At 57.9% G+C, this 15,215-nt stretch carries 13 protein-coding genes; 4 read left to right on the top strand and 9 right to left on the bottom strand.

Annotated elements, in window-relative coordinates:
- Window positions 1-163: 163 nt before the first annotated feature.
- Window positions 164-394, bottom strand: coding sequence for a PIN domain-containing protein (locus DF200_RS07790; RefSeq protein WP_241520196.1), 231 nt, complete (start codon window positions 392-394; stop codon window positions 164-166).
- Between the two features lie 97 nt (window positions 395-491).
- Between DF200_RS07790 and ffh the strand changes: the two genes are divergently transcribed.
- The gene (gene ffh / locus DF200_RS07785) at window positions 492-2,132 is read left to right on the top strand and encodes a signal recognition particle protein (protein ID WP_109137714.1); all 1,641 of its coding nucleotides are present in this window, start codon (window positions 492-494) and stop codon (window positions 2,130-2,132) included.
- A gap of 230 nt (window positions 2,133-2,362) precedes the next feature.
- Entirely contained in the window at window positions 2,363-3,580 is a 1,218-nt protein-coding gene (locus DF200_RS07780; RefSeq protein ID WP_158275819.1) for an endonuclease/exonuclease/phosphatase family protein, read from the top strand.
- 440 nt (window positions 3,581-4,020) lie between these two features.
- Here the strand turns inward: DF200_RS07780 and DF200_RS07775 are convergent, their stop codons facing one another.
- Window positions 4,021-6,297, bottom strand: a complete 2,277-nt coding sequence (locus DF200_RS07775) for an InlB B-repeat-containing protein (protein ID WP_109137712.1) — start codon at window positions 6,295-6,297, stop codon at window positions 4,021-4,023.
- Between the two features lie 203 nt (window positions 6,298-6,500).
- Between DF200_RS07775 and DF200_RS07765 the strand changes: the two genes are divergently transcribed.
- Both DF200_RS07765 and DF200_RS07760 read left to right on the top strand, forming a co-directional pair.
- On the top strand, window positions 6,501-7,499 hold the full coding sequence (locus DF200_RS07765) for a hypothetical protein (protein WP_158275818.1): 999 nt from the start codon (window positions 6,501-6,503) through the stop codon (window positions 7,497-7,499).
- A 97-nt stretch (window positions 7,500-7,596) separates the two neighbouring features.
- Window positions 7,597-8,658, top strand: coding sequence for a glycosyltransferase family 2 protein (locus tag DF200_RS07760; protein WP_109137717.1), 1,062 nt, complete (start codon window positions 7,597-7,599; stop codon window positions 8,656-8,658).
- 108 nt (window positions 8,659-8,766) lie between these two features.
- On the opposite strand, the gene DF200_RS07755 is transcribed toward DF200_RS07760, so the two are convergent.
- From DF200_RS07755 to DF200_RS07730, 7 genes are all read right to left on the bottom strand, one after another.
- Window positions 8,767-9,087 carry a type II toxin-antitoxin system PemK/MazF family toxin gene (locus tag DF200_RS07755; protein ID WP_109137709.1) on the bottom strand — a complete coding sequence of 107 codons (321 nt, stop codon included), beginning with the start codon at window positions 9,085-9,087 and terminating at the stop codon, window positions 8,767-8,769.
- Window positions 9,080-9,658: a Panacea domain-containing protein gene (locus DF200_RS07750; protein ID WP_109137708.1), complete on the bottom strand. Its 579-nt coding sequence runs from the start codon at window positions 9,656-9,658 to the stop codon at window positions 9,080-9,082. The genes DF200_RS07755 and DF200_RS07750 overlap by 8 nt, the downstream gene beginning before the upstream one ends.
- 171 nt (window positions 9,659-9,829) lie before the next feature.
- Window positions 9,830-10,801, bottom strand: a complete 972-nt coding sequence (locus tag DF200_RS07745) for an NlpC/P60 family protein (RefSeq protein WP_158275817.1) — start codon at window positions 10,799-10,801, stop codon at window positions 9,830-9,832.
- A 115-nt stretch (window positions 10,802-10,916) separates the two neighbouring features.
- The gene (locus tag DF200_RS07740) at window positions 10,917-11,381 is read right to left on the bottom strand and encodes a hypothetical protein (RefSeq protein ID WP_146192045.1); all 465 of its coding nucleotides are present in this window, start codon (window positions 11,379-11,381) and stop codon (window positions 10,917-10,919) included.
- Window positions 11,382-11,416: 35 nt separating this feature from the next.
- Complete coding sequence (locus tag DF200_RS10700; RefSeq protein ID WP_158275816.1) at window positions 11,417-12,994, bottom strand: hypothetical protein; 1,578 nt, start codon at window positions 12,992-12,994, stop codon at window positions 11,417-11,419.
- An 83-nt stretch (window positions 12,995-13,077) separates the two neighbouring features.
- On the bottom strand, window positions 13,078-14,367 hold the full coding sequence (locus tag DF200_RS07735) for an ABC transporter ATP-binding protein (RefSeq protein WP_109137705.1): 1,290 nt from the start codon (window positions 14,365-14,367) through the stop codon (window positions 13,078-13,080).
- Window positions 14,368-14,379: 12 nt separating this feature from the next.
- The gene (locus tag DF200_RS07730) at window positions 14,380-15,204 is read right to left on the bottom strand and encodes an ABC transporter permease (RefSeq protein ID WP_109137716.1); all 825 of its coding nucleotides are present in this window, start codon (window positions 15,202-15,204) and stop codon (window positions 14,380-14,382) included.
- Between the last annotated feature and the right edge of the window lie 11 nt (window positions 15,205-15,215).

Raw genomic sequence — 15,215 nt, 5'->3', positions numbered from 1 at the left:
CCCGCCCGGCTCCCTCACACCGTTTACGACAACCGGCTCCCCTCAACCATGTGGGAAGCAGTTCGCTCTCACCAACCGGCTCCCCTCACGACTGAGGGGAGCTGTCAGCGAAGCTGACTGAGGGGAGTCCCACACACGCAGCACCCTCAGGTCCCCAACGCCCTCAGTTCCGCTCCCACGGATTGACGAGCTCCACGCCGGTATCCTCGAAATTCCTGACGTTCCGAGTAGCCAACGCGGCGCCGCGCGACTTCGCGATCGCCACGATCATCGCATCCTGCACGCCGATAGTGCGGCCGGCTTTTCGACGGTCAGCCACGATACGGCTGTATTGCAACGCCGGCATAAGCCGCACACCCAGATACAGTTCCGAGACCGTAATGCTCGTGATCATCAGCTCATGCGTATTCCGCGACCGCCACCATTGCATTACGGACCCATCCGGCTCCGTATGGCCGTTTTCCCGCCGCATCGGTAGACTTATGTGCATTATGGCTGCTTTTACTTCTTTGACTGACCGTCTTTCGGGCGCGTTCAAGAACCTGCGCTCGAAGGGCAAGCTTTCCGAAGCGGATATCGACGGCACGATCCGCGAGATCCGCCGCGCACTGCTCGACGCCGACGTGGCGCTCGACGTGGTCCGCGCCTTCACCGCCAAGGTGCGCGAGCGCGCGCTGGGCGCCGAGGTCTCGCAGGCGCTGAACCCGGCCCAACAGGTGGTGTCCATCGTCAACGACGAGCTGACGAACATCCTCGGCGCCGGAGTGGACCGTCCGCTGAACTTTGCGAAGAACCCGCCGACGATCATCATGCTCGCCGGTCTGCAGGGCGCCGGCAAGACCACGCTGGCCGGCAAGCTCGGCTACTGGCTCAAGGACGCGGGCCACACCCCGCTGCTCGTGGCCGCCGACCTCCAGCGCCCGAACGCCGTCACCCAGCTGCAGGTGGTGGGCGAACGTGCCGGCGTGCCCGTATACGCCCCCGAACCGGGTGTGCAGGCCGACAGCTCCGACGTGGTCTCCCCCGGCGAGGCGACCGGCGACCCGGTGAAGGTGGCCCGCGACTCCATCAAGCTGGCCAAGGAGAAGCTGTACGACACGGTGATCATCGACACCGCCGGCCGTCTCGGCGTGGACGAGGCGCTGATGAAGCAGGCCCGCGACATCCGCGACGCCGTGCAGCCGAACGAGATCCTGTTCGTCATCGACGCAATGATCGGCCAGGACGCGGTGAAGACCGCGAAGGCGTTCGACGAGGGCGTGGACTTCACCGGCGTGGTGCTTTCCAAGCTTGACGGCGATGCCCGAGGCGGCGCCGCACTGTCGGTGGCGAGCGTGACCGGCAAGCCGATCCTCTTCGCCTCAAACGGCGAGGGCCTCAAGGACTTCGAGGTGTTCCACCCCGACCGCATGGCCTCCCGCATCCTCGACATGGGCGACATCCTCACGCTCATCGAGCAGGCGCAGAAGGAGTTCGACGAGAAGGAGGCCCGTAAGGCCGCCACGAAGATCTCCGACGGCAGCTTCGGTCTGGACGATTTCCTCGACCAATTGCAGCAGGTGCGCAAGCTCGGCCCGATGAAGAACCTGCTCGGCATGATTCCGGGCATGGCGGCGCATCGCAAGGAACTGGAGATGTTCGACGAGAAGGAGGTCGACCGCACGGAGGCGATTATCCGGTCGATGACCCCCGAGGAGCGTCGCAACCCCAAGATCATCGACGGATCGCGTCGCGCCCGCATCGCCTACGGTTCCGGTAACACGGTCTCCGCGGTGAATGGTCTGCTGCAGCGGTTCGAGCAGGCCGCGAAGATGATGAGGCGTATGAGCAACGGCTCGCGCGGCATCCCCGGCATGGGAGGCCCCGGCGGCGGCAAGAGCGCCCGTAAGGCCAAGAAGGGCAAGAAGAACAAGAAGGGCCGTTCCGGCAACCCGATGAAGCGCGAGGCCGAGGAGAAGGCATTGCGCGAGCGTCTCTCCGGCAAGGGCAGGTCCGGCGGCAACGGCGGCTCCGCGTTCCAGAAGCAGCCACAGAACCCGGCGCTTCCGGCCGGCCTGCAGATGGGTGAGAACGGTATGCCCGAGCTTCCGCCGAATCTCGGCGGCGGCCTCGGCGGTCTGTTCGGCCGTTAACGCAATCCAGTTCTTTCGTTCCCGTTCCGGCATCGGCTCCCCTCCCGACGGAGGGGAGCTGTCTGCTTTAGCAGACTGAGGGGAGCGCCAAGCGCCACCATCTTCATTATGTCGACCGCTGGCCATGTCTTGGTCGTCTGCCGATTTCCGCGGTTCATCCTATGTCTGTAAAGAAACGTCCGCCACGCATCCTGTCATCGTCCCCTTCCCTCTCCCCAAGGAGCCGCCTTGTGATCCTTTGGATCCTGCTTGTCGTCATCGCCCTGTGGATGGCATTGAGATATCTGCCCGCCGGCATGGATGCGCATCGACCGCTGCCGGAGGCCATCGCGCTGATTCCACTGCTGACGGCGCCCATCGTCGTGTTGCTCGCAACCGCCGTCATACGCCATGCCTGGCCGCAGACCGTCATGGCCATAATCCTGCTGGTCATCCAATTGTTGTGGCAGCTTCCGTATGTCATGACCGTCCCCGGTTTTCTTTCGCCGATGCTTGGTGTTCCCAGTCAATCGGTCGAATATTCGTCGTCCGAGGATTTCGTGAAATCCACGGAATCGAACGCGAACCGTCATACGACGACGATTCGCGTGATGACGTTGAACACGAGATACGGCCGTGCGGATACGGGCACCATCATGCATCTGGTGAAGACCGAGCATATCGACCTGCTCGCCGTGCAGGAGGTGAACGACGATCTTATCCACCGTCTTGAGGAGTCGCATATCGACGACGAACTCCCCTATCGTGCGCTCGGCGAATCCCGGCCGAGCGACAATGCCGGCTCGAATGCGTTGTTCATGCGGTTCAAGCCGGTCGAGACCGCGGATTCGTCGGTGGATATCAGTGCGGCGGCGGCTCCGGTCGCCAAGGTCCGTCTGGGCGGGCAGCTTGTGGAGTTCGCGTCGGTGCATCCGAAATCCCCGCCTCGTAGCGGACAGGACTGGAGTGACGGCATTCGCGCGCTTGGTTCGTTCGCCGACCGTGCCGGCGCGTGCAATACGGCCGGCATGACGACCGCGTCACGTGGGAGCAATATCGCCGATGCGCAACGACGTGATGCCAGTGCAGAACGACGTGGCGCCAGTGCGGAACGACGTGACGCCGACGCGGCAGGCACCCCCCATTTGCCGACCGATGCCGATGGGACGCCGAAGCAGTATTCCACGGCGCCGCATTGCGCGGCCGTGGTGCTTGGCGACATGAATTCCAGCGTGTTTCATCCGAGTTTTCGTGACGCATTGCGCCATGGGACAGGATTGGCGGATTCGTCGTTGGAGCTGCATCGGGGGTGGAATCCGAGTTTCCCGGCCAGTTGGCCGACGTTCCCGGCGTTGATCGAAATCGATCATGTATTGCATACGCCGGGCATCGTGGCACGGTCGGTGCATACGGCGCGGGTGCCGAGGACCGATCATCTCGCCCTCATCGTCGAGCTCGACATCCTATAACTTATCGGCTCCCGCGTAACACATAACGTGTGCCACATGCCACGTGTTACGTGTTGCGTGTCGGACTTCGCCGTGCGTGTTGGACTTCATGCTGCGTGTTGGACTTTGCGTTGTGTGATGGGAACGGAATCGTTGCAATTTCAACAATCGTGGTTTTCGGGGTCCAACACGTATCGCGAAGTCCGGCACGCAATAGGGAGTCCGGCACGCGGTCGCGGGGAGGTCGCGGGGCCGCAGGGACGGGCCGCGGGCCTAGGGGACGCCTCATGGCGGCGGTATACGAAAAAAAGGGGGCTTGCTGTGGCGGATTCCGTTTCATGTCCGGAATCCGACACAGCAAGCCCCCTTGCGCGTCAACGCGCCATCCTATCGGACCCCTGCCGCCTGCCCGCGGCGTGCGGCTCCCCCATCCCGCAGGGGCGCCGGACGGATGGGGCCGCTCAGCGCTCCCGCCCGCGGCGGGCGATGGCGAACACGGCGCCGGCCGCCGCAAGCAGCATCGTGGCCATGGCGACCGAGGCGACCCCGGCGCCGGTCCTGGCCAGCGGCTGCTTGGCGGCCGTCTGGGCGGCCGTCCTGCCGGCCGGGGCCTTGACGGTGGACTTCGCCGTGGCGGCCGGCTCGGTCTTCGGGGCCGTGCCGCCGGACACGACCGTCACCTCAAGCGTCGCCGGGGCCAGGCCCTCGACCGGCTTGCCGGTGGCGGGGTCGAGCACCGAGAACGTGACCGTCGCCTTGCCGGGGCTGATGGCGACCAGACGCTGCGTGTCCTGCAGATCCTGGTCATCGAACCTGGCGGCCCTGTCGAAGCCGGCGACCTTCACATCGGACGACGTCCACAGCGTTTTGGCCGTGAAGTCGTTGCCCATGTCGACCCCCTCGGAGGCCTTCGCGGAGCCGGCGCCCTGCAGGCTCTTCACGTCGATGCTGCCGACCAGGTCGCGCGTCTCGCCGACCTTCAGGGTCAGCCTGCCATCCTTCACATCCCTGCCGGAGATGGACAGCCCCACCTCGGGAGCCGGCTGCGGGTTGGACTCCTCCGTCCACTTGGCGTACACCGTGGTGTCGGCGGCGATGGTGAAGCCGGTCCAGTCGACGGCCTTCGTCAGGCCCTCGTCCAGATACCAGCCCGCGAACCTATAGCCCTCGCGCGTCGGATCCGAGGCAGGCTTCACGGCCTTCTCCCCGTCCCTCACCGTCTGCGCCGCGACCTCGGAGCCGCCGTTCGACTCGAACGACAGCGTATAGGTCTTGGCGGCAGGCTTATCCTCCGTCCACTTGGCATAGAGCGTGAAATCAGTGAAGGAGTCGACCGGCTTGGTGAAGTCGAACTTCTCCGCAAACTTATCGTCCTTGTACCAGCCACCGAACGTGTAGCCGTCCTTGGTCGGCGCGACCGGCTCGGTCAGCTTCGTGCCATAATCCACGGTCTGGTCGGCGATGGTGCCGGCATTGTCGGTGTCGAACGAGACGGTGACCTTCTTGACGTCGATGTTCACGGCGTACTTGGCGGGCGTCACCAGCTTCCAGCCCTTGGCGGCGGCATCATAGGCGAAGGTGGCGGTCAGGTTCTGCTCGCCCCAGCTGCGGTCCCACACGCCGCCGTTGTATGCGGCGCTCTGCTTGAGGAACTCGGTGTCGGCCCATGTCCCGTAATCGCCCACCTGCACGGTGATGCCCACGGTGTAGCCGCCCTTGCCGTCGGCGGTGACGTTGCCGACGGAATAGTTGAAGTTGCGCAGGTTGAGCTTCACGGTGCTGAAGACATCGGTGTGGTTCAACGGAACCACCTCAAGCGCACCGGCGGCCGCGGTGATGCTGTCGTCGTTCAGCGCGGGGGCGTCCGGCGCGGTCGCCTCGGCCTTGGCGGCGAGCTTGACCGGCGTGGTCAGCGCCCACTTCTGGGCGGCGTCGTCATAGGTGAACGTGGCCGTGTAGTTAGTGCCGGCCCACGCCTTGTCGAAGTCCGTGACCTTGACGGGCGGGTTCAGCCAGGTGAACTTGCTCATCACCATGGTCCAGCCGTTCGACAGGTTGTTGGCGCTCAGCATGGCCTGCACGGTCCACTTGCCGTTCGTCTGCGCAGGCTGGCCGAACGTGTACCCACCGAGGAACTGATTGAGGTTCGTCTCGATCTGCGCGTTGTTGGCGGCAGGCGCCACCACAACCACGGTACCGTCCTGCCCGGCGAGGCTGTACTCGTCAACAGCGGGCGCGGTGGCGGCGGGGGCAGCCTCGGCCTTGGCGGTGGCCTTCTGCGTCGGGGCAGCGGCCTTCGTCTCCGGCGCGGACTTGGCTTCGCTCTTTGCCACAGCCTCGGCCTCGGCCTTCGGTGCCTCGGTCTGCTTCTGCTTGGCGACGGCCTTCGGCGCGGCAGGCGTTGCACTCTGCGGCACGACGGTCTCGGCAGCCTTCGGAGCAGTGGCGGCCGGGGTCTTAGACTCGGTCTTCGTTGCAGCCTCGGTCTTCGTTGCAGCGTCGGCCTTGGCACCGGACGCCGCACCAGACGCCGCACCAGACTTGGCAGCCGATTCCGCGGCCGGGGCCTGCGACTTGGCGGCCGGAGCCGTCGTGCTCGCCGCGGCGGGCTCGGTCTCCGCGGCATTGGCCGTCGCGGCCATGCCGAATGTCGGTACGATCATTCCCACGGTCAACAGTCCGGCAAGCGCCACTGAACCAACCCGCTTGCCCACACGCAATCTCATATTCTGCGTCATATTCGTATCCTTCCTCACGGGGCCCCTCCACTGTCGTCGTGAATATGGGCCTCCTATAGTTCAGACTAGATGGGCAAGATGAACGAATCGCCGGAGATTTCAAGGCAAACATGAATTCTTGGCGAACAAGGCAATCACCCCCGGCAATCCCCTCTCCGCATCCGAGTTCGACATCGTCCTACATCGTGACACAATAGAAAGTTATGGACGTCATTGAGGAGTTTACGCACGGCAAACACCGGGACCAGTCGCTCAACGAGGACGGATATTATATCGGCGGCGGTCTTGTGGCGGTCATCGACGGGGTGACGAGCAAGGCGTCGGAACGCATATGGATGCCCACGCCGGGCGTCGTCGCCAAGAACACGGTGATTAAGGCGTTGAACGACATCGTTGCCGACGCGATTGTCACGAGCACGGCCGCCACAAGCACAGCCTCCACAAGCACAGCCTCCACAGGCACGAACACCACGGCCGCCGCATACATGGCCAAAGACACACCCGCCACATATACGATCACCAAAGACGCGCCCTCCTCGATCGACATGCGTGAGATGCAGCGTCGTCTTGACGGCGCGCTGCATGCGCGATATGAGTCCTCGCCGTTATCGCCCACGTTTTTCCGTCAGCATCCCACGGAACGTCTGCAGGCCAACGTCGTCATCTATAGCGAGGCGAGACATGAGATCTGGCTGTTCGGCGACTGTCAGGCGATGATCAACGGCAAACGCATATCCAGGATGAAAAGGGTCGACATCCTTCTGGCCGAACTGCGCAGTTTCGTGTTCCAGGCGCAGGCGGCGGGCCGCGCATCCACTGGCGGCGAGAATCCGGTGCCGCCTCCACCGAGCGCCACGTCCACCGCGGTGTTCGCCGACCCCGGCCGCGACGCCATCATGCCGTTTTTGAAGATGCAGACGAATTTCGCCAACCAGCGTGGCGAGTATGGGTATTTCGTGTTCGACGGATTCACCGACCCGCGGTATCCGATCTATGTGGCACCCGTTCACGCGGGCGACGAGGTCGTGCTCGCCAGCGACGGCTATCCGGTTCTGCGCGGCACGCTTGACGCCTCCGAGGCGGAGTTGCTGCGTCTGCGTCGCAAGGATCCGCTGCTCATCCGCGAGTTCAAGGACACCAAGGGCTTCTCCCCCACGCTCGAATCCTTCGATGACCACACCTACGTGCGATTCGTGGTGTAAGCGACGTTGGCGCGAACAGTGCGAACAGAACAGTGCGAATAGTGCGAACGGCACGTACTGTGCGAGTCGGAATGATCGGTGAAGTAGACTGATGCCCATGCCGAATGAACTGTCGAATGAACTGTCGGATGAGCCGTCGAATGGACTCGTGAGCATCATCGTGCCGGTGTACAACGCGGAGAAGTATCTGCGGTATTGTCTGGATTCCATTGTCGGCCAGTCGTATCGGAATCTGGAGATCATTCTGGTGGATGACGGCGCGAAGGATTCCTCGGGAGCGATCTGCGACGAGTATGCGGCCGAGGATTTGCGCGTGCGTGTGATTCATCAGGAGAATGGCGGCATCGCCAAAGCGCAGAACACCGGTCTTGACGCCGCGACGGGCGCGTATATCGCGTTCGCCGACAACGACGATATTCTCGACCGTCGCAACATCGAACTGCTGTTGCACGCGTTGGAGTCCACGGGCGCTTCGATGAGCAAGGCCCGTTGGCGGCAGGTCGGCGTCTCGCAGATCGCCGACACGGTTGCGCAGGCCGCGGTCGGCGCCGAACCGCCGGCGTCGACGACCGTGTTCCGCAATCCGCTCCGCGCGTATCAGACCGTGTTCTGCAAGTCTCTGCGTCTGATTGGCAACGCTCTCGGCCGCCATACGGAGGCCCGATATTTCAACGAGGCGAACTGGTGCCGCCTCTACCGCCGCGAACTGTGGGACGGCGTGCGCTTCCCCGAGGGCATGTATGCGCAGGACGTGATGGTGGCCGGCGAACTGTATTCGCGCATGGACAAGGTGGTCGACGTGAATGCCGTGCTCTACTACTGGCTGCAATCTTCAGGTTCCGTAACCCACGCCGAACGCAGCTTCGGCTTCTACCACGACAACGTGGCCGCCGGCATCGCCAACTTCCGTCATGCCCTTGCTGAAGGCGTCACGCCGGCAAGAAGCTACTACACACTGGTCGGCTCCGTCGTCGAGGAACGCACTGCACCCGATTTCGACAATCCCGATAGCCAACGCCAATATGAACTCGACAGCAATGAGATGCGCGAGCTGCTGTCCCAGCTCTCCCCCGCTCAGCGTCTTCGCTGCGCCGCGCTCCAGAAAATCCGCCTCTTCGAGAAGCACATCTACGACCGACGGGTGAAGGCGATGAAGTAGAGACGTTCTCAAAGAAGGCGTTCTCGACAACTCGGCAACAGGACGCTTTCATCTCGAAGTCAAATCAGTAGGGCCGATGATGAAACTTCAGCCCTACTGATTCGATCATCACAGTTGATATCGCATCTGCAACTCAAGTCTGTCATATGGTGACAGTTCGCCTTGATAATCCCGCAATGCAGTTTTGGGAATTTTCAGCAATCGTCGGCACCGAGCCGCTGAGGCACATTCGAACCCTTCATCGCCCCAGTCTTTCAACAGTACAAAATCAGGGAACCAATTCTTCTTGATTTTGCTTGTCACGTAGATGACAACGCAATCATTAGATTGCACCTCTTTGATAATGACTCGACGATATTTGCCCTGAGTGGGATCTTCTCGGTATGGAAACCACACCTTCCATACCTGCCATGGCCGGATTTCAGTCATCGTCGTCCTCCCAGCCTTCAGGAAGGAACGGATTTCCCTTCTCGTCAAGATCGGCCACAGCTACCGTTGCCGAATCTACCGTCTTTTCATCTATTGGCAGAGGATTCCGTTTGACCCATTGACGAATCACATCGGTGGGAATCACATTGTCTCTGTCCTCCTCATAGACCTGCGCCCACGGAGTTCCTTCTCGATGAGTCATGCGCATCAGGCCAATGGCCGAATAATCTCGCGCATATGTACGGTATACGTCGCACAACAGCTCCAGAACCTCCGGATCCTGCTGCTTCCAATCAAACGGCTGGACCACTTTAGAAATGGAGTCTCGACCATACCCTTTAAATATCCGGTACACATCCCGTACAACGGGACCGTACTGCCAAGCCTCAATATCTCTATCAAACAATGGCTTACCGAAACGCTGTAGGCTGGCCGCCTGCGCGAAAAACAGAAGCTTATTCAGCTTCATATTCGTCATGCCATCGTCTTCATCCGGATTTCCTTCATTCGCCGTTGCGATGAAAAAATCCGCTACATCCATAACATCCATCTCTTTATTCACCTCCTTCATTCTTCATTGCGTACCTGCTTATTGTAAATTCACAGGGAGTCCGTTAGCAAATGCATGATCCCGCTACTTCGATAACCAACCTCACCATGCCTATTGCAAAATCTACGTATATCAAAAAATATGGTGGGCAGAGGGAGGATTTCCTCTGCCCACCATCACTTCAACTCAGAATCAGACGTATGGGCGAGCGATTGCGGTAGGACGACGTCCGCCGTCGAAGATATTCGCAACACGCACTCGCGGCGGATATGCCTCAATCACCTGATTGTTGCCCAGATAAATGGCGACATGGCCGGTATAGAAGATGAGGTCGCCGCGTTTACGTCCTTCAAGCGGCACATGCTGGAACCGCCTGTCCGCAGCCATATTGTTGGCATCATGGCTGTGATAGGGAACATACCAGTGGTTGTAGGGATTGTAGCCGTCGAGATTCATGCCCGTCGCATACAGCGACTGCATAACCAGACCGGCACAATCCACACCTTGGTTGGGTGCCAAGGCGTAATTCCACACATAGCGAGAACCCATGTACTGGTATGCACGACGAATCGTCTGCTCAATTGCCTGATTACGGCTCGCATCAACACGGATGCGCGAGGGAGTCGCGTAGTTCCACGGTGCCGGACGGTTCCTGAACGTTACCGAACGGTGGCTCACCTGGAAATACTTTGGTGGATTCTGCCAACCATATTTATCGGTCGCTCCATTCGCTGCAAACCAGTACCGGCGACCGTTGATTATGTGCGTACTAGACCGCAAGCGCTTACCGGTCCGGCTATCATATACCTTGTAAACCTGATCGCCCAAACGAGCCCAACCAGCATGACGGTAGCCGGTCTTGGATTCGAGATAGTAGTAGGCGTTACCAATTTTCAGCTCGCCACCGGAACGTTTTTTTCCATTGGCATCATAATACACGTAACGGCCGTTGGAGAGCCGACGCCAGCCGGAATAACGAACACCGGTATCCTCCGTGAAGTAATACGAAGCACCATTGATGGTTTGATCGCCCTTCAGAGGTACACCCTGTTCGACGTAAAACCAGTCTCCTCCGACCTTCTGCCAGCCGGTGACGGCAGCAGTGGCACCATTACCAACGGTAACTCCTGCTGCGAAAGCCGGCGCCGTACTGGTAAGTGCCATGGGGACCAGTAATGCGAAAGAAATAATGACGGTGACAATAGCCCAAATCCGCCGTTGTGTTTGTTTATATGCCCACCATAAACGCATATGAATTCCTTATCAAATATCCAAATTGCTACTTATCGTTCAAGGTCTCAAGAGTGACTTGCAGACCGGAATTTTCGTTATAGATCCAAGTGACGTCCATGCCGTTCCATCGTTCGGTTTTCAGACCGTCGTCCATCTTGGCATCAAGAATTCGGTGCTTCAGGTCTTCGGGCATTCCGTACTTGGTCAGCATACAGTCCAGTGTTTTCTTCGAGGAGTCCTTGCCAGAGAGCAACGTCATGGATTTGCCGCCGTCCTCCGTGACCATGATCTCCTTGTTAATCGATGTTTCACTGAATTGCACGTTCGGATTGCAATCGGTATTGACTTTAGAAACCAACGCCGGTGCAGCAGCCTCCGCACGTTTTTCCTGCACATAGGAGGCACCCTTCCATACGGCAAGAATCGCGATGACGACCGCTACAATGATCACAGCAAAAATCAACATGCGTTTCCAAGAGACTGATGCCAGTCCTTCGCGCTTAGTACTCATGTGCGTCCCTCACCAATACAGAATCGATTGACATATCACATCGCATTCCATACGATTTTCTCTTGCCTCCAATCGCGCGAATGAATCAAAGACTTGTACTCGCCGTATGAAGTGTACAAATGTTCTTTTGAATAAGTGTTATACATGCGATACACGTCTCGCAGACCGTTGGCGCGAGTGTAGAACGCAATACCCTCGCCGCGCCATCCGTGCTTTTGCAACGATACGTATTCGCTATTACTAAGCGTAAAGAAATGAGCTCGATATTTCGTGTTGTATAACCGGTAGACATGATTGCCTGTTTTAAATGCCTTGAATGCGACACCTTCACTACGCCAGCCCTGACGAAGGCACTTGTTGACTTCATTTCTACTGACAGTGTAATGATGCTGATGAATCTTCGGGTTATATACACGATATACCGGCACTGCATCCGCATTGTTAAATTCCATATAAGCCACGTTCAACTTGGCAGCGCTACCCGATGCGGTCCGTCCTTGGGCCGTCAAGACAACGGAAACGGTGATGGCAGATTTCGTACCGTTGTTGAAATATACCCAGTTGCCTTCGGTGTTGGCACCGCCTTGGCAACGACCTGTCGCACACAACATCGCCGACTTGTTACCCAAGAAATAGTCACCGCGGGATGAGCTGTTCAACCACGAAGAGAAATTACCTGCCGAAGCAACCTTTACACCGTTTTTTTGGTCCCCAATGTATCCGGCATATACGTAATCTGACGGAGAACCATTTTTCCCGAATTGTCCACGTGCAGCGATGATGAAAGAAGGCCTCGTACCGCCGACAGGACTGGTGTTACGAATGGAAAACTTGCCTGTGTAGTTAGGACGAACCGTGAACTTGTATGTTGTAGCGGTCTGTGGCGTCGTGTCAGAAGCCGTGGTGATGATACCGCCTGAAGCATCCGCCGAATATGTTCCCTGATATCCGGAGTTAATGGAAATGGTGCCATTGTCCTTCAGCCCAGCGACTTTGCAACCGGCAGCGCGGCACACAGAGGAGAGACGGCCCGACAATCCGCTGGCGTATTTCGTATATGCGTTGTTGAATCCGGTGATATCCGACCAAGAGGTCTTTGCCTTTGCCGCTCGGGGGGCTACTGGCGTTCCATCGGATGATTGAGTCTCATCGTTGTTCGTGGATTCCGATTGCGTGCCGCCTGCGGCTTCATCCGAAGTCACAGAATCCGCGGATTCGCCGTCTGAGGCGTCCGAACCCTCACTGGAATCAGCATCGTTATTCGTATCCGGCGTTGACGATTCCTCATCATTATCGGAAGGAGTACCGGGCGTGGATTCAACGGCCGTAGTGGAATCCTTCGACGTTTCATCTGCCCACGCCGGCATATCCCCCACCAAGACCATGGGGACAACGAGCAGCATTGCCGCAATGCCTGTCATCATTCGGGGAATAGCACGTTTCAACATCGTTATACCTGCACCCTTTCGCCTCACTAAATCATTCCCGTCGGGAATGATACCCCCCACCTCCTGACAATTTGCGACAAGAAAAGGCGATAAAAAGGAGAAAGAGATGCGGCATCCGTTCAGGATTGTGTCGAGGAAACCGTGAGAACCAAATGCCGCATCCATCTCATAGTGTAGCCGCTGCATAGAATTCGACATAAGCAAGCACAAAATGTCCCAAACCTACATCAAAACATGAGTATCTGCTATTACGATTCACTATTGATGATAGAGAACTGCAACGATCGGTCATTAATCAGTGCATAGTCACCATTGTCAGTATCACGGATAGCAAAAGTGCTGCAATTCGCATCATTAGTAAACGCAAGACGCTCAGTTCGCTCCTGCGGCGTAGGCTTATCTTTATCCACTCGTAACGTTACAAGAACCTTGTACTCTCCATTGTTGAACAAATGGAGGGGCAAAGAGAACCGCACCATGTGATGTCCCGGTTCAGTAAAACGAAAAGTATCTTCTCCGGAATCAAATGAAATACCGCCTCTCTTCAAGTCGAAAACCGCTGCCGCTAAATAATACGGCGTGCTTTCATTGAACTCATATTCAACGTCGAATACAAATGAATCCGAACTCTTCAATACCAAGGATGAGACCGGAATCTGCTTCAGCACCGGTACGCGCTTGCTCAAGCCTAGCGGATACTCAGAATCCGGTGATGCGACACTATGCTGTTCCGCAGAAGCACGAAGATTCTCCAGCGTGTAGCGATCGGCGACGTCGTCCTTGTTGCCGCTTTCGACGATTTCTCCGTCCTTGATGAGAATCGCCTTGTTACAGTACTTCTTGACCGCGTCCATGCTGTGGGTCACAAGGATGACGGTCTTCTTCGGATCCTTCTTGATCTGTGCGAAGTAGTTGTCGCACTTACGCTGGAAGGATTCGTCGCCGACGGCGAGCACTTCGTCGAGTACGAGGATGTCGCCCTGTGCCTTGATCGCCACGGAGAACGCCAAACGCACCTGCATGCCGGATGAATAGTTCTTCAGCTTCTGGTCCATGAATTCACCAAGCTCGGCGAATTCGACGATATCGTCGTACATGTCGTCGATTTCGGTGTGGGAGAAGCCAAGGAGAGCTCCATTGAGGTAGACGTTCTCCCTGCCGGTAAGCTCCGGATTGAAGCCTACGCCGAGTTCGATGAACGGCACGAGTTTGCCGTTCACCGTGATGGTTCCGCCGTCAGGCATATAGATCTGAGAGATTAACTTCAGCAGCGTGGATTTGCCGCTGCCGTTTCGTCCGACAATGCCGAAGAAATCGCCTTCATGAACCTCGAAGGAGATATCACGCAGCACATGCTGAATCTTGAATCCCTTGATTCCCTTGGTCCAATTGATGAGGGCCTGCTTCAGGCCGGATGCCTGCTCGGTCGGGAGTTTAAAGAATTTGGCCACATGATCGACCTTCAGCACGACCTTTTTGTCGTCGTTTTCCGTTACCAATTCATCAGCAGTGGTCTTCACAACGGTGTTCTTTTCCATTGTGGTGTTCATTTACAGCACCTCCGCGAACTTCTGGCTGTACTTGCGGAACAGGTGGATACCCAATACGAGCAACATCACGGTGATCGCTATCGGAATCAACTGTATCCACAGATGATTAATGTCGGTCCATACGGTCTGTGTCGTATCCGGAGCGATGAGGTTATGCCGAATATCCTGAATTATCTGGGCAGGCGGACTCAGCAACAGCATCTTGGTGACGATGGCACCATCAACCGGTCCGAGACGCTGAATAATCATGCTAAGCGGGTAGATGATAGGCGTCGCATAGAAGAAGATCTGCAGCAACACCTCCCAGATGTGTTGAATATCGCGGAAGTACACGTTCAAAGCGGAAAGCAACAAGGCCGAGCCAAGCGCCAGAGCATAGAACTCGATGAAATTGAACGGCAGCAACAGAACACGCCAGGTGAAATGCACCAATCCGCTGAATATGCAGAACACGATGACCACGCCCATGTTGATGGCAAGGCTGATAAGCGATCCCACCGTTGCCGCCACCACAATGATGTAGTTGGGGAAATGTACCTTGCGCAGCACATCGCCTCGGTTCACAATAGACACCAGTCCCATGGTGGTGGCTTCAGAATAGAAGTTCCACAAGCTGATGCCCAGCAGCAACACAAGTGGGAACGTGGGCGTGCCGTCGGTGAACTTCAGGAACCGTACGAACACTACGTACATGACAACGAACAGCATCAGCGGCTTAAGAACCGACCATGCAATGCCCAGGAACGAACCCTGATAGCGAAGCTGGAAGTCGGTCTTCACCAATTCCCGGAGGATCACCAACGATGTATGGTATCGCTCCTGCATTCTCTTGATTA

This window comes from Bifidobacterium catulorum (assembly GCF_003129925.1).
Classification (GTDB): domain Bacteria; phylum Actinomycetota; class Actinomycetes; order Actinomycetales; family Bifidobacteriaceae; genus Galliscardovia; species Galliscardovia catulorum.
The sequence above is the reverse complement of the archived record's forward strand: the minus strand, read 5'-3'. Positions and strand labels throughout refer to the sequence as shown.

What these genes read in the sequence shown, in the direction of transcription:
- DF200_RS07735 (WP_109137705.1), bottom strand. Translation starts at nt 14,367, where the DNA reads ATGGAAAAGAACACCGTTGTGAAGACCACTGCTGATGAATTGGTAACG.
- DF200_RS07760 (WP_109137717.1), top strand. Translation starts at nt 7,597, where the DNA reads ATGCCGAATGAACTGTCGAATGAACTGTCGGATGAGCCGTCGAATGGA.
- DF200_RS07745 (WP_158275817.1), bottom strand. Translation starts at nt 10,801, where the DNA reads ATGGCACTTACCAGTACGGCGCCGGCTTTCGCAGCAGGAGTTACCGTT.
- DF200_RS07775 (WP_109137712.1), bottom strand. Translation starts at nt 6,297, where the DNA reads ATGACGCAGAATATGAGATTGCGTGTGGGCAAGCGGGTTGGTTCAGTG.
- DF200_RS07765 (WP_158275818.1), top strand. Translation starts at nt 6,501, where the DNA reads ATGGACGTCATTGAGGAGTTTACGCACGGCAAACACCGGGACCAGTCG.
- DF200_RS07730 (WP_109137716.1), bottom strand. Translation starts at nt 15,204, where the DNA reads ATGCAGGAGCGATACCATACATCGTTGGTGATCCTCCGGGAATTGGTG.
- DF200_RS07790 (WP_241520196.1), bottom strand. Translation starts at nt 394, where the DNA reads ATGATCACGAGCATTACGGTCTCGGAACTGTATCTGGGTGTGCGGCTT.
- ffh (WP_109137714.1), top strand. Translation starts at nt 492, where the DNA reads ATGGCTGCTTTTACTTCTTTGACTGACCGTCTTTCGGGCGCGTTCAAG.
- DF200_RS07755 (WP_109137709.1), bottom strand. Translation starts at nt 9,087, where the DNA reads ATGACTGAAATCCGGCCATGGCAGGTATGGAAGGTGTGGTTTCCATAC.
- DF200_RS10700 (WP_158275816.1), bottom strand. Translation starts at nt 12,994, where the DNA reads ATGGATGCGGCATTTGGTTCTCACGGTTTCCTCGACACAATCCTGAAC.
- DF200_RS07740 (WP_146192045.1), bottom strand. Translation starts at nt 11,381, where the DNA reads ATGAGTACTAAGCGCGAAGGACTGGCATCAGTCTCTTGGAAACGCATG.
- DF200_RS07750 (WP_109137708.1), bottom strand. Translation starts at nt 9,658, where the DNA reads ATGAAGGAGGTGAATAAAGAGATGGATGTTATGGATGTAGCGGATTTT.